This window comes from Roseofilum halophilum BLCC-M91, from assembly GCF_030068445.1.
Taxonomy (GTDB): Bacteria; Cyanobacteriota; Cyanobacteriia; order Cyanobacteriales; family Desertifilaceae; genus Roseofilum; species Roseofilum halophilum.
Genome location: NZ_JAQPOK010000046.1, coordinates 1 through 17,096 on the forward strand (window position 1 = coordinate 1; position 17,096 = coordinate 17,096).

The window sequence follows — 17,096 nt, forward strand, 5'->3', positions numbered from 1 at the left end:
CGCGGTAATGGGTAATGGGTAATTGGTAATGGGAAAACCATTTTTCACGCTATAATCCCCATTTTTCAGGCTTTTCATGGGACAACACTCTCAAGGAACATTTCGATTACTGTACCTCATAACATCGAAAAACGCTGTAACCCATGAACCAGATTTGATATTACCCATTCCCGATTCCCCATTCCCGATTCCCCATTACCGATTCCCCATTCCCGATTCCCCATTACCCATTACCCATTCCCCATTATCGATTACCGATTATCCATTCCCCATTCCCGATTCCCCATTACCGATTACCGATTACCCATTACCCCTGCTCAGACCTTTCTTCCTTGAGCAACGTCACCACCCGACGCAATACCCCATTAATAAACCGATATTCCTGTTCCCCACTGTAGCGTTTCGCTAATTCCACCGCCTCATTAATGGCAATCCGCTCATTCAGGTTAACGTACAAAATTTCCGCCACCGCAATGCGAAGAATATCCCGATCCACACGAGCAATTCGGTCTAATTGCCAATTCACCATCGCCCTAGAGAGCAGGGAATCTATCGGCTGGCGATTTTGACTCACCCTAGAGATCAACTCTAGGGCATAATCTTGAACCGACTTTTGATCCCGACATTGATGGAGCATTTCTGGGAACTCCATGGCACTTCCCAAGCGATTAATCGCCGTTTGAGTCAGTTCAATGGATTCTTTCACCATTGCCCTAGAACTGGCAATATTAGGCGCTACTGTTTCACTCTCCAAAAGGCGATCGCTTCCTCGCTGCAACTGAGCCGATGCCACCTCCAAAGACTCGATCGCCTCAGTTTGCAACATTTTTACCGCAGCGAACATCATCTCCTCAAGGGCTGGAGTCTCCTTTCCCCGGTTATTAGAAAACTGGGAAAGACTCAGCAAAGCAAGTTCACGAGCAATTTGGCGCGGTTGCATAATCCTTAAAGCCGAAGATTGGCCCTCTAACACTACTCAACTTCAGAAGATTCCTCAACCGATAAAGAAACTGCCAGGCCGAGTTTTTCCCCCGGATTCTCGGTCAATTGAGAATTCTTCCGATCCTCTAGTGTATATCCTGATTGGCCCTTCGCAGGAGGAAGTCGGCCAACATTCGGGTGAACAATACCGGCTGAGACCACCACCTTAAAGGCATCTTCAATCGAAATCGCTAAATTAATCACATCCTTTTCCGGTACGATCGCATACCATCCCGTGGTGGGATTGGGCGTTGTGGGGATAAACACATTAATCATCGGTTCCGGAAAATTGGAGTGTAAATCTGGACTCAAGGGCCCCGTCACAAACCCCATAGACCATAAACCCGGTCGGGGATATTCCACTAACACGACTCGTCGAAACTTATCATTAGAATCTTTCAGCAGGGTTTCCAACAATTGTTTTAAGGTCTTGTAAACGGAACCGGCCAAGGGAATCGCCTGCACAATGCGCTCCCCCACATTCAACAACCACTGGCCGACGATATTCCGGGCCATCAGACCAATCACCAGGATGCTGAGTAAGGGTACGGCTAGTCCCACCACCAGATTGAGAAGATAGACCAAAATCGGATGCAACCCATCAAACGGGTTCACCTGTTTGGGAATCCGAGTGAGGACATTAACCACCCAAGTGGCGATGGTAATTGTCAACCAGATTGTGGTTGCTAATGGGATGACCACCAGCAACCCAGCGATCAAATCATTCTTCAAATCTTGCTTCAAGCGTTGGAGCACAAAGATTCTCTACTCACGTTAAACAGGTTATGGGGTTAAATTCAGAGATGATCCCCACTATGGGTTATCTTAAAACACTTTGCCAGCGATCTGTAGAAACCAGAGGGGCCAACTTAGCATCATTCTCCCATTTTCACTTCTTCCGGTTGCAAGGGCGCTTCCTCTGCACTGTCTTGGGGTGGATCTTCTCCTCCAGGATTGAGGGGTTTTGAATCTAACTCAGGAACGGGTAAATACTGCATTTCCCAGGTTTTCAATAAAATCAGATACTCATAAAAGGCCTGTAGGGTACACCAAGCTAAACCGGGTGAACCATCCCAACATCCCCCTAAAATAAAATACATATAGAAGAATCGTACAATGGGTCGAAAGGGCAGACGCAAGGATAGGTCTTTGAGCGCTCGTCGTCTGGCGACTTCGGTTTTCCCAAAGACTAACTCAGCCCAATTCACCTTTCCTTCTTCGAGTTGACGGAGGGTTTCGGCTGCTTCGTCGGTGGAATAGCGGTTATGCTTTTCGATCCAACGACTGAGACCTTTACTACAGGTATAGTGAGGATAGGTTTCCTGGAGAAAGCCTGTGGGGCCATCACAGACTTCTCGTTCGGTGTGGCCATAATCGCTAAACCACACCCGATCCGGGCGTAACAGGCGTAACTGATATCGGGGATATTGGGTGCTGTGGCGAATCCAGCGATTCATGAACATGACTCTCTCGGCCACATAATAGCCTACTTTGTCGGCGGATTTAAGGGTTTCTAAGCACTCGTTAAATAGCTCCGGAGTCATGCGCTCGTCGGCTTCTAGGATATAAATCCAAGGATGTTTAGCGGGGACTTCTTGGAGCATCCAAGTGCGTTGACGGCCGTGGCTTTCAAATTTATGCTCAACAATACGGACGGGATACCGTTGGGCAATTTCTAGGGTGCGATCGCTACTGAGCGAATCTACTACAATCACATCATCTGACAGTAGAGCTGATTCAATACAGGGGCCAATATCGAGTTCTTCGTTATAGGTGAGAATATAAATGGAGAACATGGTCAGTCAATCAGGGCTAATACTTCAGGGTCAAGGAGCATAAATGGAGCGTAAAAAACCGATCGCTCCCTCCATAGGTTTCTAGGTTTAGGCGATCGGTTACAAAATAAGGGTCTTATCGGCGGCGTTTCTTGCGCTTTCCACCCCCTCCGAGTTGCACACCGGCCAAACCAATGCCCAAATATCCAATGGCTAATAGCGCACCATTCATCGACTGGGACATGGATTTGAGGGTTGTGACTTGGGCCCTCTCTTCCCGTTGGGTTTTTTCTTGCTCAATTTGACTTCTTGCCCGTTGGGGGAGAGCATCCACCTGTTCATTGATGAAGGTATCAATTGCACCTGGATCGCTTCTGAACTGTTCGAGTAACTGAGCTTGTTGTTCTGGTGCTTGTTCTAGAGCTTGTTGAAACTGCTCCTCATTGCTAATCAAAGTATTAATTTGAGTTCTAAACTGTTCGCGACGCTGATCTAAACCGGCCCGAAATTGGGGGTTGTCTAATTGGGCTTGCAATTGTTCTTCTGCTTGTTGGGCTTGAGCCTCCAGATTTCTCAGGGCGCGGTTACGACTGCGCACGGTATCGATACTGTGGAGGGGAACGACTAACAGATAGACGATCCCCAAGACCAAGGAGACTAATACTGCTGCCGATCTTAACATCCCTTGTTTAGAGCTGCTGGTTCCCTCAGACTCTTTGATCCAAACTCCCCCTAACAGGAGGGCAACTCCAACTAAGGGAATCACTCCTCGGTCAATGAACTGACTGGTAAAACTCAGTCTCCATTGGGGACTGAGCAGCTCAGGAGGAATGGCAATAATGAGAATATCAATAATAAACGAGACAATCATCACTAGGCCTACCAGTTGTAGTGACCGGGAGGCTAAGGGAGAGATAGGGTTGCTACTTGCTTTCATATCAAATGGTTATGTTTTGCGATCGGGATATTGAGAGACCCTTGAAAATGCCCTGAAGTCCTTGGACTAAGATGACCAGAACCAGGATAACATCGAAAACTGATGAACTGATAAGAGCGCTATATATTACAGTTTAAGCGATCGCTCTTGTATGAATTATCTTCAAATGACTCCAGGTGTCTCATGATTTCTAGTTTCACTCCAATTTTGGCAAACGTCTATTTTCCGATCGCTATCTTAATGTTAGGACTGGGTTTGTGGGGACAACCGAGCCTCGCTTACCTCTGTTCTCCCTTGTGGCTGGCTCAAGAGGAGACTAGCAATGATGCTCTTGAGGAGGCTCAAAAGTATAATCAGCAAGGGATTGAGTTGATGAAATTGGGGGACTATGCTGAAGCGGTAGAGGCGTTTCAACAGGCCCTAGAGATTTATCCCAATTCAGAGAAAATTTATTCTAATCTGGGTATTGCTCTGGGCCACGATCGCCGATTTGATGAAGCGGTTAATGCATTTCAACAGGCCCTAGAGATCAATCCCCAGAATTGGGAGACCTATAATAATTTGGGCATTGCCCTAGGGAGTCAGGAGAATTACGAGCAGGCGATCGCCGCGTTTCAGGAGGCGATCGACCTCAATCCTGATGCTCCCATGTCTTACCATAATTTAGCTGTCGCCTATATCAAACAAGAGAAATGGCAAGAGGCGATTACTGCCCTAGAAGCAGCCCAGGAGCGCTATGCTAATTTAGGGCAGATCGAAGTTGTTGAGTTAATCGATCGGGTTTTGTCCGATTTGCGCCAGAAACTCGAACCCCCATCCAGTTAACCATCTAGCGCTACGCGCGGCAGGCAGAAGGGTAATAGGTAATGGGTAATTGGAAAACCATTTTGCAAAATTTGGATTATCGTACCTCATTACAGCGCCAAGAGCTGTATAGGGAGCGAGACGCTCCCACTCCAGTCATCTCAACCAATTCCAGGAGTGCGGGCATCTTGCCCGCTTCTTGAATCCCATTTTCATGTCCGTTTGCGGAAACCGGACTTGGTATTAGAAGAAACTGGGTTGATGACGAATTAAGTTTAAAAATTCCTCACGCACTTTTTGGTCTTCCTTAAACACGCCCACCATGGAGCTAGTAACTGTCCAAGAGCCAGGCTTTTGCACGCCACGCATCACCATACACATATGATTAGCTTCAACCACTACCGCAACCCCTTGGGGGTCAAGAATTTCTTGGATGGCTTCAGCCACTTGGCGAGTTAGGCGCTCTTGCACTTGCAAGCGACGGGAATACATTTCCACGATCCGCGCTAATTTACTTAAACCCACTACCTTTTGATTGGGAATATAGGCCACATGGGCTTTACCCATAAACGGTAGCATATGGTGTTCGCACAAACTAAAGAGGTTAATATCGCGCACGAGTACCATTTCATCATGGCCTTCATCAAAAATGGCTCCATTAACCAGTTCTTCCAAGGATTGATGATAGCCATTGGTGAGAAAGCGCATGGCTTCTGCCACTCGTTTGGGGGTTTTGAGCAGTCCTTCCCGCTCTGGATCTTCGCCGAGTTCTGCTAACATTGTCCGCACGGCATCCGTTAAGGCTTCATTGCTGATCTCAGAGGGAGGAGGGGAGATTTTGGATTCCATACCATGGGTCGTAGCGCGATCCGGCCGACTCGACAACGGTTGATGTTCCTTGGTCTTCTGATCCGAAGAAGAACTCATGGAAGGAGAACCATTAGAGGAAGCAATAGTCATAAGATAGAAAACTCTCTTTTCATTTCAGGTGGGTGAGCTAAGACAGACAAAGGGTCGCTTTGCCTTCATTAGAATGGGGCCAGAGCAACTTGTGGTCAAGCTCCTGGCAGGGGGGGTATTGTTCCATGCCTCGATCACTGCTGAGGGAGGAAGCAATGGGGTTTGAGATCGTTTTGGAGTTAAGGGATCTAAAGAATCTAGGGTTGACATCACCAGAGATGCTTTGTAGCCGGATACTGGGGCTACGCTTTGGAGCAATTGAAATAAAGCCGGAGAAGTTGGGACAGCCCATGCCAGGGAGGTTAAGCCGTTGTCATCTAAACTTCTTCGATAAGCAAAACTCAAAGTAATGAGGGAAATGTAAACAATTGTTACTAGAGGTCATTATAACTCCGATCGCCCCGGTTAACACAAGTCCAGAGCCTAGGCACTGGCCTCCAAAAAGACTCCAATGTGTCTAAACTTCTGATAGCGCCCGTCTCGACGTTGTTTAGGGGATAGGGCATCGAGTTCAGACAGGTGACGGAGGATAGAGGTTTTAAGGATCTCAGAGGCTTTTAGGGGATCGCTATGAGCGCCACCGAGGGGTTCGGGTAATAAATCATCTAAAATTCCCAATTGTTTTAAGTCTTCGGCAGTAATTTTCAGCGCTTCTGCTGCTTGGGGCGATTTTTTGGCATCTTTCCAGAGAATGGCGGCACAGGCTTCTGGGGTGGCGACGGTATAGACCGCGTGTTCAAACATCAATAGGCGATCGCCGACTCCAATGCCTAATGCTCCCCCCGATCCGCCTTCGCCAATGACGGTACAAATAATGGGGACATCGAGGCGGAACATTTCCCGCAAATTATAGGCGATCGCCTCCCCCTGTCCTAACTCTTCTGCTTGCACCCCTGCCCAAGCCCCTGGAGTATCAATAAATGTTAGAATGGGCATTCCAAAGCGATTGGCATGATTCATCAACCGCATGGCCTTCCGATAGCCTCCGGGTGAAGCCATGCCAAAATTACGGGCCACATTATCTTTGGTATCCCGGCCCTTTTGATGACCGAGCATCACCACCGATCGCCCTTCAATGCGGCCAATACCCGCCACCAAGGCCGGATCGTCTCCGCCACAGCGATCGCCATGCAACTCAATCCATTCCTGACTAATTGACTGAATATAGTCCAATGTTGAGGGACGACGGGGATGGCGAGCCAATTGCAGCCGTTGTCCGGGAGACAAATTGGTAAAAATCTCCTCTCGCAGTTGAACAGCCCGTCCTTCCAATTGATGAATTTGATCCGAGACATCGACACCGTTTTCCTGGGCCAATTCCCGAATTTGTTCAATTCGGTTTTCTAGCTCAAACAGGGGCTTTTCAAAATCGAGCAGTAGGGGTTTACGTTCAGAGGTACTCACATTCACTAAAGGAAAATAACAGTTTATTCGATCCACCCGTCTCCAATTTTATCGGATTCGGGTCATCTACACGCACATTTTTGCCTTACATTTTGGGCAATAACAGGGGGCGAAATCCATGTTTTAATGAAGCTGTGCCAATTTTCTCCATTTTTTCCACGGTAATTTGATTGCGTCCCCAAGAAAAACTCTCATACCACTGTTCAAATTCCAGAAGCATGGCTTCGGCAAAGCAAGCAAATAATTGACGTTGGGGCACATCCATCTGCACTATCTGCATAATTTGCCATTCAATATCTAGGGTATGTTCGACAATGCCGCCATTGACCACATACACGCCAGTATCTTGCAGTTTTGTGCCCAAATTTTTCGGATATCCGCCATCAATCATCAAACAGGGGTCTTTGAGCGTTGAAGGGTCAATTTCTACCCCTTTGGGCATACTCGCCACCCAAACCATCACATCGGCTAGGGGAAGAGCCTCTTGTAGGGGCAAAATTTTGCCTCGTCCGAGTTCTGATTGTAGGGCGTTCAGGCGCTCCTGATTGCGAGCGACTAATAACAAATCCGCCCCATCGGTTTTTTGATTGAGCCATCGACAGACGGCACTCCCGATATCCCCTGTTGCTCCACAAACGGCGATCGTTGCTTGGGATAGATCGATCCCCAACTGAGCCGTCGCTTGCTCCACCTGTTGGCAAATGATATAAGCGGTATGGGTATTACCGGTTGTAAATTTTTGAAAATCTAATTCTACATTTCGCACCCGTGGGTTGTCATGAAGATTAAATTCTTCAAAGATAATGGAGGAAAATCCGCCCAAGGCGGTAGTATCAATGTCATTTTTCTGGGCATGGGCCATGGCATTGAGGATTTTGCGGATCGCCGCTTTAATCCGACGATTCGCCAACATCTCAGGTAGAAAACACGATTCAATATACTTACCTTCAATGACTTGTCCGGTAGCACTGGTGACTTTAATTGTGTCCACAATTTGCGGAGGGGCAGAACACCAGAAATCTAACCCCTGATCTGCATATTCTGGATAACCCAAATCCCTGGCAACGGATTGGGCATGTTCTAAGCTAGTAAGGTGACCGATCAGACCAAACATGGATGTACTAAGTTAAGCCGTCTGCTATTTAGAGTAAAGGAGAATGGAACGAAATAGGGAATCGACAGTGCAAAAGACCGATCGGAGAGCTAAGTCCGACCGGTCTTTGTCCGCGAATCTGGGAAAGCAATAGCTCAATGGAAAAGCGTCTCAACCCAGGTTAACAGGGTCGCAGACCATAGGCAGACATCCGCATGATTTCCCCGGTGCTAAAGCCAATGTTGGCTAAGGCTTCACCGTAGGCAATCATGAAGTCTTCAATGAGGGACTCTTTTTCCATGGCCAGGATTTTGGCATCCTGTTCCACTTGATTGAGCATTTTCCAAACGATGGGCAAATTTTGCCGGTTTGCTGCTTGTAGTTCGGCTTTAGAGTCTTCAAAGTTGGCTTTGAGCCATTCTTCGCCGAAGTTGAGATGGGTATATTCGTCTTTGACGACTCCTTCGGTGATTTTGCGTGCGAAGGGGTCGGCTACGGGGATATAGATATTGTAGGCGGCGATCGCAAAACACTCAATAATCAAGGATTGGATCAGCAGACAGGTAACCACTTTACCTTCTGCCAAGGCATCCTGGAAATTTTGATGCAGTTGATTAAAGTATTCTTTGGCAAACTCCATATCGGGCGTGACACTCAAGTTATTGCCGCAAGCCTGGAAGCCTTTCATGTGGCGCTTTTCCATTTTCGCCAGCTTGTTTAATTCCTCTTTGTCATTGGGCAGCAGACTAGCCAAGTTAATGTAATTGTCATAGGCTTCCTGTTCCCCTTCAATGACGATCGCATTGATCCGGCTATAGGCATCTTTGTAAGTTTCACTTTGATAGTCGAGTTCAGTGCTAACTGCAAGCTGCTGCATAGGTGATTAATCTCCTAATGTTTATGATGGTAATCCTGATTTGATGGCAAACCGTTTTGCCGATGTGAGGACTGACGACGATTAGTTAGGTTTAAGTGTAACTTAACCTTTGCCGGTTTTCATCTCCTTCTCGGAAAGACTCCTCAAGAGCCGATCGCTCATCTCGGTCTTAATCCCCTGACTCTAGGATAATTTGCATGAATGAGTGCTATTTCATTGATTTATCTGATGATAACGTAAAATTCTCCTCTATTCATTACTTTTGCCTATTGCTTTTTGCCTATGACCTAGCGTGCGGCCCTATATCTGGGCATCTGGAGTGTCCCCGCAGTTCCCCATCCTCAATTTCCCTCATTTAGTAAATTTTGTAACTTATTTTTGACGGGTACAAAGGGTTCTAGAGTAATCAATATTTTCAATGTTGTTGTAGCCACTGTAGGCGAATTGTGGACTGAGTCGCGTCTGAGTCCGTCATCTGGTCTTGGAGGGGAACTTCCAGAATTTCACTGGTGAGGGGGCCGAGTTGATTGAGCATCGATCGCAGGTGGGGGGTACTTGCTCCTGTGTCCACATAAAGGCGATCGGCTAAATTCCCTAAGCGTTTCCAGGTTAAATAGAGCTTGGCTACGGTTTGTTCGAGTTGGGTGGCCTGTTTGAGTAATTCTGAGGCCGTACTTAAACACCCTAACCGCAAGCTCTCATCTAGGGCCATTTCCAAATCGACGGAGGATTGGCTGAGGATTTGCACTTGGGCGGCTGCGTCTAAGTATTTCGCTAGACTGCGGGCTTCTGAGGTCATTTGTTTTACGGTGTCTACATCCGGGTTAGCGGCGACTTCTTCTTGAATACTGTGCAGGTGGGTATCGGGGAGTTTACCCAATTCTTTGACTAAGGGGGCTAAGTGCTTAGAGGACATGGTTCCGGAGGCGGCTTTTTCTTTGACTTCATTGGGTAATAAGTCGGAAGACATGGCTGTCCATTCATCGGCCAATTGTTTCACTTCGCGACGGGTAATGCGATCGCCGCGACTGGCCGCATCCGTTACCAATTGTTGCACTTCTACTGGGGCTTTGGCCGTTTCTACAAAGGCCCGTTTACTAAAATTATTCACGGCTTCCGGGTCTAATTGCCCCTCTTCGACCAAGGTATCGGCACTATTGGCCAATTGAATTAACGAATAGGCTTGACTTTTGGTGATTTCCTTCGATTTTAACCAATTGAGAAAGCCCGTACCCCGACCATCACCGCCCTTTTTTTCGCGATCGCGAATTGCCCGTAAAATCCTACCCCGCCAAATATCCGTTTGCAAATCGAAGCGATCGCACACCAACCATGCTGTATCGAGTTGTTGCTGAAACTCCCCATCGGGAATCTGGTCATCTTCGGGATCGGGTAAATTAAAATCGAGTTGGGGTTGGTCTCCCAAAAGGGCTAATACGTCGGTAACAGACTGATCCATAGTAATTGGTAATTGGTAATCGGTAATCGCTAAATTCAAGGATAATACCCCATAATAAGGATAAAACCCAAACACAAACTCGAAACGGTAGGGGATAAACCTTGGGGATTTTTGATGAGCCATCACTGCTAAGACTCCCATCACTGGAGTGAGGAAATAGAAGACGCTATGCTACATTTTAAAGGAAAAATCCCTTACCCTATTCCAGATTACCCATGAGCGATTACCAGGGCGAAGGACTGTAAACTGAGCCATGTTCTTTGATTTTACGATCTTGACAAAACGAGGTGAGTGTAAAAACGCTATCCTTAGAGATCCCTTGGTTGTATCAGTCGATGCTCCGGTGAGTGAGGCGATCGCCAAAATGAGTACCGTTTGCATCAATTGCAATTTAACAGGCAGTAACCAGAGCGTGACTGAGGATCTCTATATTAAATCTCTTTCCAGTTGCGTGATTATTACGAAAAACAGAAAAGTAATCGGTATTATTACAGACAAAGACCTGGTACGCCTATTAGCTCAAGGGCAACCCCTAGATCGACTCACCCTAGGGGAGATGATGACCCATCCGGTTATCACCCTACAGGAGGAAGAATTTACGGATGTATGGGTGGGGATTAACCAACTCAAAGCACATCAGATTCGCCATCTACCGATTGTTGACCCTGAAGACAATCTGGTGGGATTGGTGACTTATGAGAGTCTGAGGCAATTGTTTGGGCCGATGGATTTATTGCGCTTGTGTTTAGTGCAAGAATCGATGACCCAAGAGGTGATTTGCGCCAGTCCCCAGGATTCCCTATTGCAGATTTCCCAACAGATGGCCGAGCATTCGGTCGATTGTGTGGCGATCGCCGAGAACGGGGTTCCGGTGGGTATGCTCACGGAGCGTGATTTGGTGCAATTTCATGCTTTGGGAGTGAATGGGGAACGGACTCCTGCCAAAAATGTGATGAGTCATCCGGTGTTTACCCTGCGACCCGATGATTCCCTGTTAGCAGCAGTGCAACTGATGGAGAAGCACTTGATCGGTCGTGTGGTGGTTACGTCTGCTGAAGGCAAACTCTGTGGCCTAATTACCGAAACCAATTTATGGAGATCGCTCAATCCTCTAGAGCTGTATAAATTAGCCGAAAGTTTGGAACAAAAAGTGATGTTCCTGCAAGCGGAGAGGGTGGCCTTACTCGAAGCTCGCAATGCCGAATTAGAGCGCGAGAAACTCATGGCTGATATCGCCACTCAGATTCGCTCTTCCCTGAGTTTAGTCCCCATTTTACAAACGACCGTGGAACAGGTTAGACCCTTATTGGGTTCGGATCGGGTACAAATTTGGCAGCAACACCCCCATGGGGAGGTGCGGGTGGTGGCCGAATCCATCGATCCCGGCCAATGTTCTCACCTGGGTGAGATCGTGGGCTGTTGCCTTCCAGGGAGCGATCGCGATTCTGTTCAAGAAGGAAAAGGAATTTTGAGCATCGCCGATATTGAAACAACTCCCCTGTCCGAAGGGTATCGCCAACAGTTGAGGAACTTAGGAGTGCGATCGCAAATCCTAGTCCCTCTACATTGTCACAATTGCAGCTCTCAATTGTGGGGTTGGTTGAATGTGAGCGAAAGCGGGCAACCGCGCCAATGGCAACCGTCAGAAGTGAAGCTCTTGCAGGACTTAGGGGTACATTTAGAGATTGCCCTTCAACAGGCAACTACCCACGAAAAGCTGCAACAAGAACTCAAAGAAAAAGAAGAAGCCCAAAATCGTCTGCACCAAAGCGAGCAACGTTACGCCAGTTTAGCAGAAGCCCTGCCCGTAGCTATTTTCCGCATGGATCGAGCCGGTCAGTGTATTTATGTCAATCGCCAATGGTCTGCCCTGACGGGAGTTCCCCTAGAGGACGCGATGGGGGACAAATGGATAGAAACCATCTACCCAGAGGATCGGCCAAGACTGGTGGAGGCTTGGACAGAAGCGGTGGAAAACCATGGCCCTTTTGAGCTAGAGTGCCGCCTGCAACATGCTGATGGTCGGGTGATTTGGGTCTATGGACAATCGGTAGCCGAGCGAGATCGGACTGGGGAAGTGGTGGGTTATGTGGGGAGCGTGACGGATATTAGCGATCGCAAATCCGCCCAATTGCATATCGAAGAAGAAAACCGCTTTTCTGGGCAAATTTTAGACCAAATGGCGGAAGGATTATGTGTCTGTCATAACATTGAATCGTTTCCTTTTGTGCAGTTTACGGTCTGGAATCAGCAAATGGAGAGGATTACCGGCTATACCCTAGAGGAAATTAATCGCTTTGGTTGGTATCAGAGTTTATATGCAGACCCAGAGATACAAGAGCAGGCGATCGCCCGCATGGGGCGGATGCGAGACGGGGACAACCTGATGGCTGAAGAATGGGAAATTGAATGTAAGGATGGCTCTAAAAGACTGATCGCGATCTCGACTTCTTTACTTGAGAGCGAAGAAGGGACAAGTCATGTATTAGGGTTAATGCAAGATATTACCGAGCGCAAACAAACCCAAACCGCTCTGGATAATTTGGTGATGGGAACCGCAGCAACTACTGGAGAAGATTTTTTTCCGGCCTTGGTTCAATATATTAGCGAAGCCCTCAAGGTTTCTTATGCCATCGTGACGGAAAGGGTTGAGGATCGACTCTCTACTTTAGCGTTTTGGGGTGAGGGGACATGGCAGGCCAATTTTAGTTGTGAGGTGGCAAACACCCCTTGCGAACAGAGCCTTGAAGAGGGAGTTTATGCTTGTATCGAGTTCATTCAGCAAGAGTTTCCCCACGATCCCTATTTAGCCCCAATCTCTGCCGAGAGCTATTTGGGAATTGCTTTACATAATACTCAAGGAGAGGCGATCGGTAACCTTTGTATTTTAGACACCCAACCTCTGTACAATCTCCAATGGGCAGAAAAAATCCTTCGGGTGTTCGCAGCCCGCGCAGGGGCAGAACTCGAACGTCAACGGGCACGTCGTCTGCTCGCAGAACTCAATCAGCAACTCGAACAGAAAGTGATTGAGCGCACGGCAGCTTTGCAGGATCGGGAAGCTCGCTATCGGGCGCTGATGGATGGAGCCAGTGATGCGATTGTGTTAACGGATCGCCAGGGCAATATTCAGGAAGTCAATATTAAGGCAGAACAATTATTCGGCTATAGTCGGTCGCAACTGTGCCAAATGCACTGGAGTGACCTGTTTCCATCAGAAGCATTACCAGAGATTCTAGAGGTATTTGAGGCGATCGCCAACCAAGATATCTATCAACTCTTCGATATAGAGTGCCAATGTGAAACCGGGGAGTTTGTGCCGGTTGATGTGTCTGCTTCCGTCATTACCATTGAAGATGAAACCTTAATTCAAGGCATTTTCCGAGAAATCACAGCCCGCAAACAAGCAGAGTTAGAACGCCAGGAACTGATTGCTGAGTTATCTTGTTTCAAGGAGGCTCTGGATCAATCCGCTATTGTTGCTATTACTGATTCTCAAGGAACCATTAACTACGTCAACGCTCGCTTTTGTTTGCTTTCTGGTTACTCACAAGAGGAACTCATCGGTCATACCCATCGCGTCATTAACTCAGGCTACCATGACCGAGCCTTTTTCCGAAATCTCTGGCGTACTATTAGCGAGGGTAATATTTGGACGGGAGAAATTTGTAATCGGGCTAAAGATGGCCGGTTATATTGGGTCTCTAGTACGATTATGCCGTTCATTAATGAGAGCGGTAAACCCTTTCAATATTTAACCATTCGCTTTGATATCACCGCTCGAAAATTAGCCCAACTCGCCCTACAAGAGCGAGAAACTCAACTCTTGTTGGCTTTAGAGGTCTCTAAGGCGATCGCCTGGCAAAGGGATCTGCAAACCGATCGGGTCTATTTTTCGTCAACGCCCACTTCAGATTTGCCGGTAGAACTCTCTTATCAAGAGTCTTTAGCTAGGGTTCATCCCGACGATGTTGAGATTCTCGATCGCACCAATCAAACGGCGATCGCGGAAGGGGGATCGTTCCAAATTGAGTATCGAGTGCTAGTTTCTGAAGATCCAAACGATTCAGTCTATCTTTGGTTTGAAGTGAATGCCACAGTCGTTCACGATCCAAACGGAAAACCGATCCGAGTGATTGGCATGTCTGTAGACATTACCGATCGCAAATTAGCCCAACAGGAATTACAAGCAGCGAAAGAAGCGGCCGAATGTGCTAATCGGGCTAAAAGTGAGTTTTTAGCACTGATGAGTCATGAAATTCGCACGCCCATGAATGGAGTTTTAGGTCTAACTCATTTGATCCTGAAAACTGATTTAAATGATGAGCAAAAAGACTACCTCAAAAATATTGAAAAATCAGCCCAGTCTCTCTTAGCCATTTTGAACGATATCTTGGACTTTTCTAAGATTGAAGCGGATAAAATGCAACTGGAAAAGGCTCCCTTTCAATTAGAGTCTATTTTAGATAACTTGCATAATCTGTTTTCATTTAAATCCAAAGAAAAGGGACTCGATCTATTGTTTGAAGTTGATAGTGATGTGCCCAGCTATCTGATCGGAGATTCTCTGCGGTTGAGCCAGGTCTTAATTAATCTCACCAGTAATGCCGTCAAGTTTACGGAACAAGGCTGTGTGATGATTGCCATTGAGACCTCAACCTTAACGGAACGGTGGGTGAAGTTGAAGTTTGAAGTGAACGATACCGGCATTGGGTTAACCCCAGATCAAGTCAATACCCTATTTGAAGCCTTTACACAGGCGGATGCGTCCATTAGTCGAAAATATCAGGGAACCGGGTTAGGATTAGCGATTTGCAAACGCCTAGTGACGTTAATGGGGGGCATGATTCAGGTGGAAAGTCAGGTGAATCAGGGTACGACTTTTTCCTTTGAAGTGGAGTTCCCTTATTTGTGTAGTTTAGGGGAGAACTATCAATCTTTGGAGCTGCCCAATTGGGAAGGCTTCAAGGCGTTGGTGATTGACGATCATCCCTTTTCTAGGGAGATGCTCATTAAGATCTTAAATTCGTTTGGGTTGCAAGCGATCGCCGTGGGTTCTGGCCAAGAGGCGATCGCTTCCTTAGAAGGGACAAGGGAGGATCTGTTCGATCTGGTTTTAATTGATGCCTATATGCCCAAAATGGATGGTGTGGAAACCTTAAGAGAGATTAAATCCGATCCCCATTGGGCTGCCATCCCTCATATTTTAATGGTTACGGCCCATTCCCAAGAGCGCGTCCTAGAAAGGACTCCTTGGTTAGAGGAGAATCATTTGGTGACTAAACCGATTAATCGCTCCCAGTTATTAGAGACGATTATGATTGTTTTGGGCTATAACGTCCCTCTGCATGACAATAGACTCCTCCCTTCTGCTTGTGTTTTAGAGGAACAACTCGAACAGATCCAAGGCGCTCAAATTTTGTTGGTCGAAGATAATGAGGTGAATGCCTTGATTGCACGGGAGTTGTTGCAGAGTGTGGGGCTGAAGGTGGATTGGGCGATGAATGGCCGGGAGGCGATCGAGAGAGTAAAATCGTACTCGTTCGATCTGATTTTGATGGATATTCGGATGCCTGAAGTGGACGGATTAACCGCAACGGAAGAGATTCGGGCGATGGCAGAAGAGGGAGATCCAGAAACAGAACGGTTTGCGACTGTGCCCATTGTTGCCATGACTGCCCATGCGATGGACGGCGATCGGGCTAAAAGTTTAGCCGCAGGCATGAACGATCATGTGGCTAAACCCGTGAATCCCGACCAGTTATACTCAGCCCTCGTGCGCTGGATTCCTCCAGGGATGTATACCGTAGAGGTGAGCGATCGCGCCAGGGATGCCCAGCATTATCGCGCCAGCGATGCTCCCTACGATCGCCTAGAGCAGATTACCCAGAATGAAGACCAGAAACCCGTTACTCCCTCTCTACCCGGTATTAATGTTGAGGCCGGTTTATCCCGTATCGGAGGAAACTGGAAATCCTACGAAGAATTACTGAAGTTATTTGAGCAACAATATCACAACTTTGGTTTAGATTTCGAGACCGCGATCGACAGCCAAGACGGGTTACAATTATCAGATCAGGTTCACGGTTTGAAAGGAGCAGCCGGTAATATCGGAGCGGATAGGGTGTACCAATGGGCCCTGAATTTGGAAGAGATCCTGCGATTAGAGACCCTCAATATTGAACAGTTGCAACTCGGTAAAGTCAAATTACTCGAAGCCTTAGATGAAGTCCTAGAGAGCATTCAAGGGTTACCTGAGACTCCAGAGGAGCAGAAACAATGGAACCGGGAACGGATTGCGGGCTTGATTGGTGAGATTCTAGAACTACTAGAGACCGATTTGATTGAGGCGATCGCCTTAGTGGATGATTTAAAACAGGAGGCAGTTAATACTCCCCTAGAGCCAAAGATTTCCCAACTCGAAGATCAGCTCGAAGACTTTGAAATGGATGAGGCTTACCGTTTATTTACAGATCTACGCAGAATGCTGTAGGAAATACTCTCAGTGAAAATGTAGGGAGCAAGATGCTCCCACTCCAGTAGAAATACTTTCATTAAAAATGTAGGGAGCAAGATGCTCCCACTCCAAGTAATACAGCTATGCCCTACATTTCGATCCCCCCAACCCCCCTTCTTTTTAAGGGGGATTTAGCTATTTCAATAGACTATACAGCGCTTTTCGATGTTATGAGGTACAGTTATCGAAATTTTAAGGGTTGAGTGCCTTCCCATGAAAAGCCTGAAAAATGGGGATTATAGCGTGAAAAATGGTTTTCCCATTACCAATTACCCATTACCCTTCTGCC

General features: G+C 47.2%; 12 protein-coding genes. 3 read left to right on the forward strand and 9 right to left on the reverse strand.

Annotation, left to right across the window (positions count from 1 at the left end; all coding sequences use genetic code 11):
- Positions 1–307: 307 nt before the first annotated feature.
- The 4 genes from nusB to hpsJ-B all read right to left on the reverse strand — a co-directional run bounded on the left by nusB (position 308) and on the right by hpsJ-B (position 3,693).
- Positions 308–973, reverse strand: a complete 666-nt coding sequence (gene nusB / locus PJF56_RS05915; protein WP_283761723.1) for a transcription antitermination factor NusB — start codon at positions 971–973, stop codon at positions 308–310.
- Positions 973–1,737 carry a DUF502 domain-containing protein gene (locus PJF56_RS05920; RefSeq protein WP_283761724.1) on the reverse strand — a complete coding sequence of 255 codons (765 nt, stop codon included), beginning with the start codon at positions 1,735–1,737 and terminating at the stop codon, positions 973–975. Before PJF56_RS05920 ends, nusB begins: the two co-directional genes overlap by 1 nt.
- Before the next feature lie 119 nt (positions 1,738–1,856).
- Complete coding sequence (locus PJF56_RS05925) at positions 1,857–2,777, reverse strand: glycosyltransferase family 2 protein (RefSeq protein ID WP_283761725.1); 921 nt, start codon at positions 2,775–2,777, stop codon at positions 1,857–1,859.
- Between the two features lie 115 nt (positions 2,778–2,892).
- Complete coding sequence (hpsJ-B, locus tag PJF56_RS05930) at positions 2,893–3,693, reverse strand: hormogonium polysaccharide biosynthesis protein HpsJ (protein WP_283761726.1); 801 nt, start codon at positions 3,691–3,693, stop codon at positions 2,893–2,895.
- A gap of 183 nt (positions 3,694–3,876) precedes the next feature.
- Between hpsJ-B and PJF56_RS05935 the strand changes: the two genes are divergently transcribed.
- Entirely contained in the window at positions 3,877–4,518 is a 642-nt protein-coding gene (locus PJF56_RS05935) for a tetratricopeptide repeat protein (protein ID WP_283761727.1), read from the forward strand.
- A gap of 41 nt (positions 4,519–4,559) precedes the next feature.
- Positions 4,560–4,700 (forward strand): hypothetical protein, encoded by a 141-nt coding sequence (locus PJF56_RS05940; protein ID WP_283761728.1) that lies wholly within the window; start codon positions 4,560–4,562, stop codon positions 4,698–4,700.
- A 40-nt stretch (positions 4,701–4,740) separates the two neighbouring features.
- On the opposite strand, the gene folE is transcribed toward PJF56_RS05940, so the two are convergent.
- The 5 genes from folE to PJF56_RS05965 form a co-directional block, all read right to left on the reverse strand.
- Positions 4,741–5,457 carry a GTP cyclohydrolase I FolE gene (folE, locus tag PJF56_RS05945; RefSeq protein WP_347179457.1) on the reverse strand — a complete coding sequence of 239 codons (717 nt, stop codon included), beginning with the start codon at positions 5,455–5,457 and terminating at the stop codon, positions 4,741–4,743.
- Between the two features lie 423 nt (positions 5,458–5,880).
- Positions 5,881–6,861, reverse strand: a complete 981-nt coding sequence (locus PJF56_RS05950) for an acetyl-CoA carboxylase carboxyltransferase subunit alpha (protein ID WP_283761729.1) — start codon at positions 6,859–6,861, stop codon at positions 5,881–5,883.
- An 85-nt stretch (positions 6,862–6,946) separates the two neighbouring features.
- Positions 6,947–7,975 carry a long-chain acyl-[acyl-carrier-protein] reductase gene (locus PJF56_RS05955; RefSeq protein WP_283761730.1) on the reverse strand — a complete coding sequence of 343 codons (1,029 nt, stop codon included), beginning with the start codon at positions 7,973–7,975 and terminating at the stop codon, positions 6,947–6,949.
- A gap of 160 nt (positions 7,976–8,135) precedes the next feature.
- A complete protein-coding gene (locus PJF56_RS05960; protein ID WP_283761731.1) occupies positions 8,136–8,831 on the reverse strand; it encodes an aldehyde oxygenase (deformylating) in 696 nt (231 codons plus the stop codon).
- 415 nt (positions 8,832–9,246) lie between these two features.
- Positions 9,247–10,290, reverse strand: a complete 1,044-nt coding sequence (locus tag PJF56_RS05965) for a hypothetical protein (RefSeq protein ID WP_283761732.1) — start codon at positions 10,288–10,290, stop codon at positions 9,247–9,249.
- 319 nt (positions 10,291–10,609) lie between these two features.
- Between PJF56_RS05965 and PJF56_RS05970 the strand changes: the two genes are divergently transcribed.
- Positions 10,610–16,783 (forward strand): PAS domain S-box protein, encoded by a 6,174-nt coding sequence (locus PJF56_RS05970; protein ID WP_283761733.1) that lies wholly within the window; start codon positions 10,610–10,612, stop codon positions 16,781–16,783.
- Positions 16,784–17,096 lie beyond the last annotated feature (313 nt).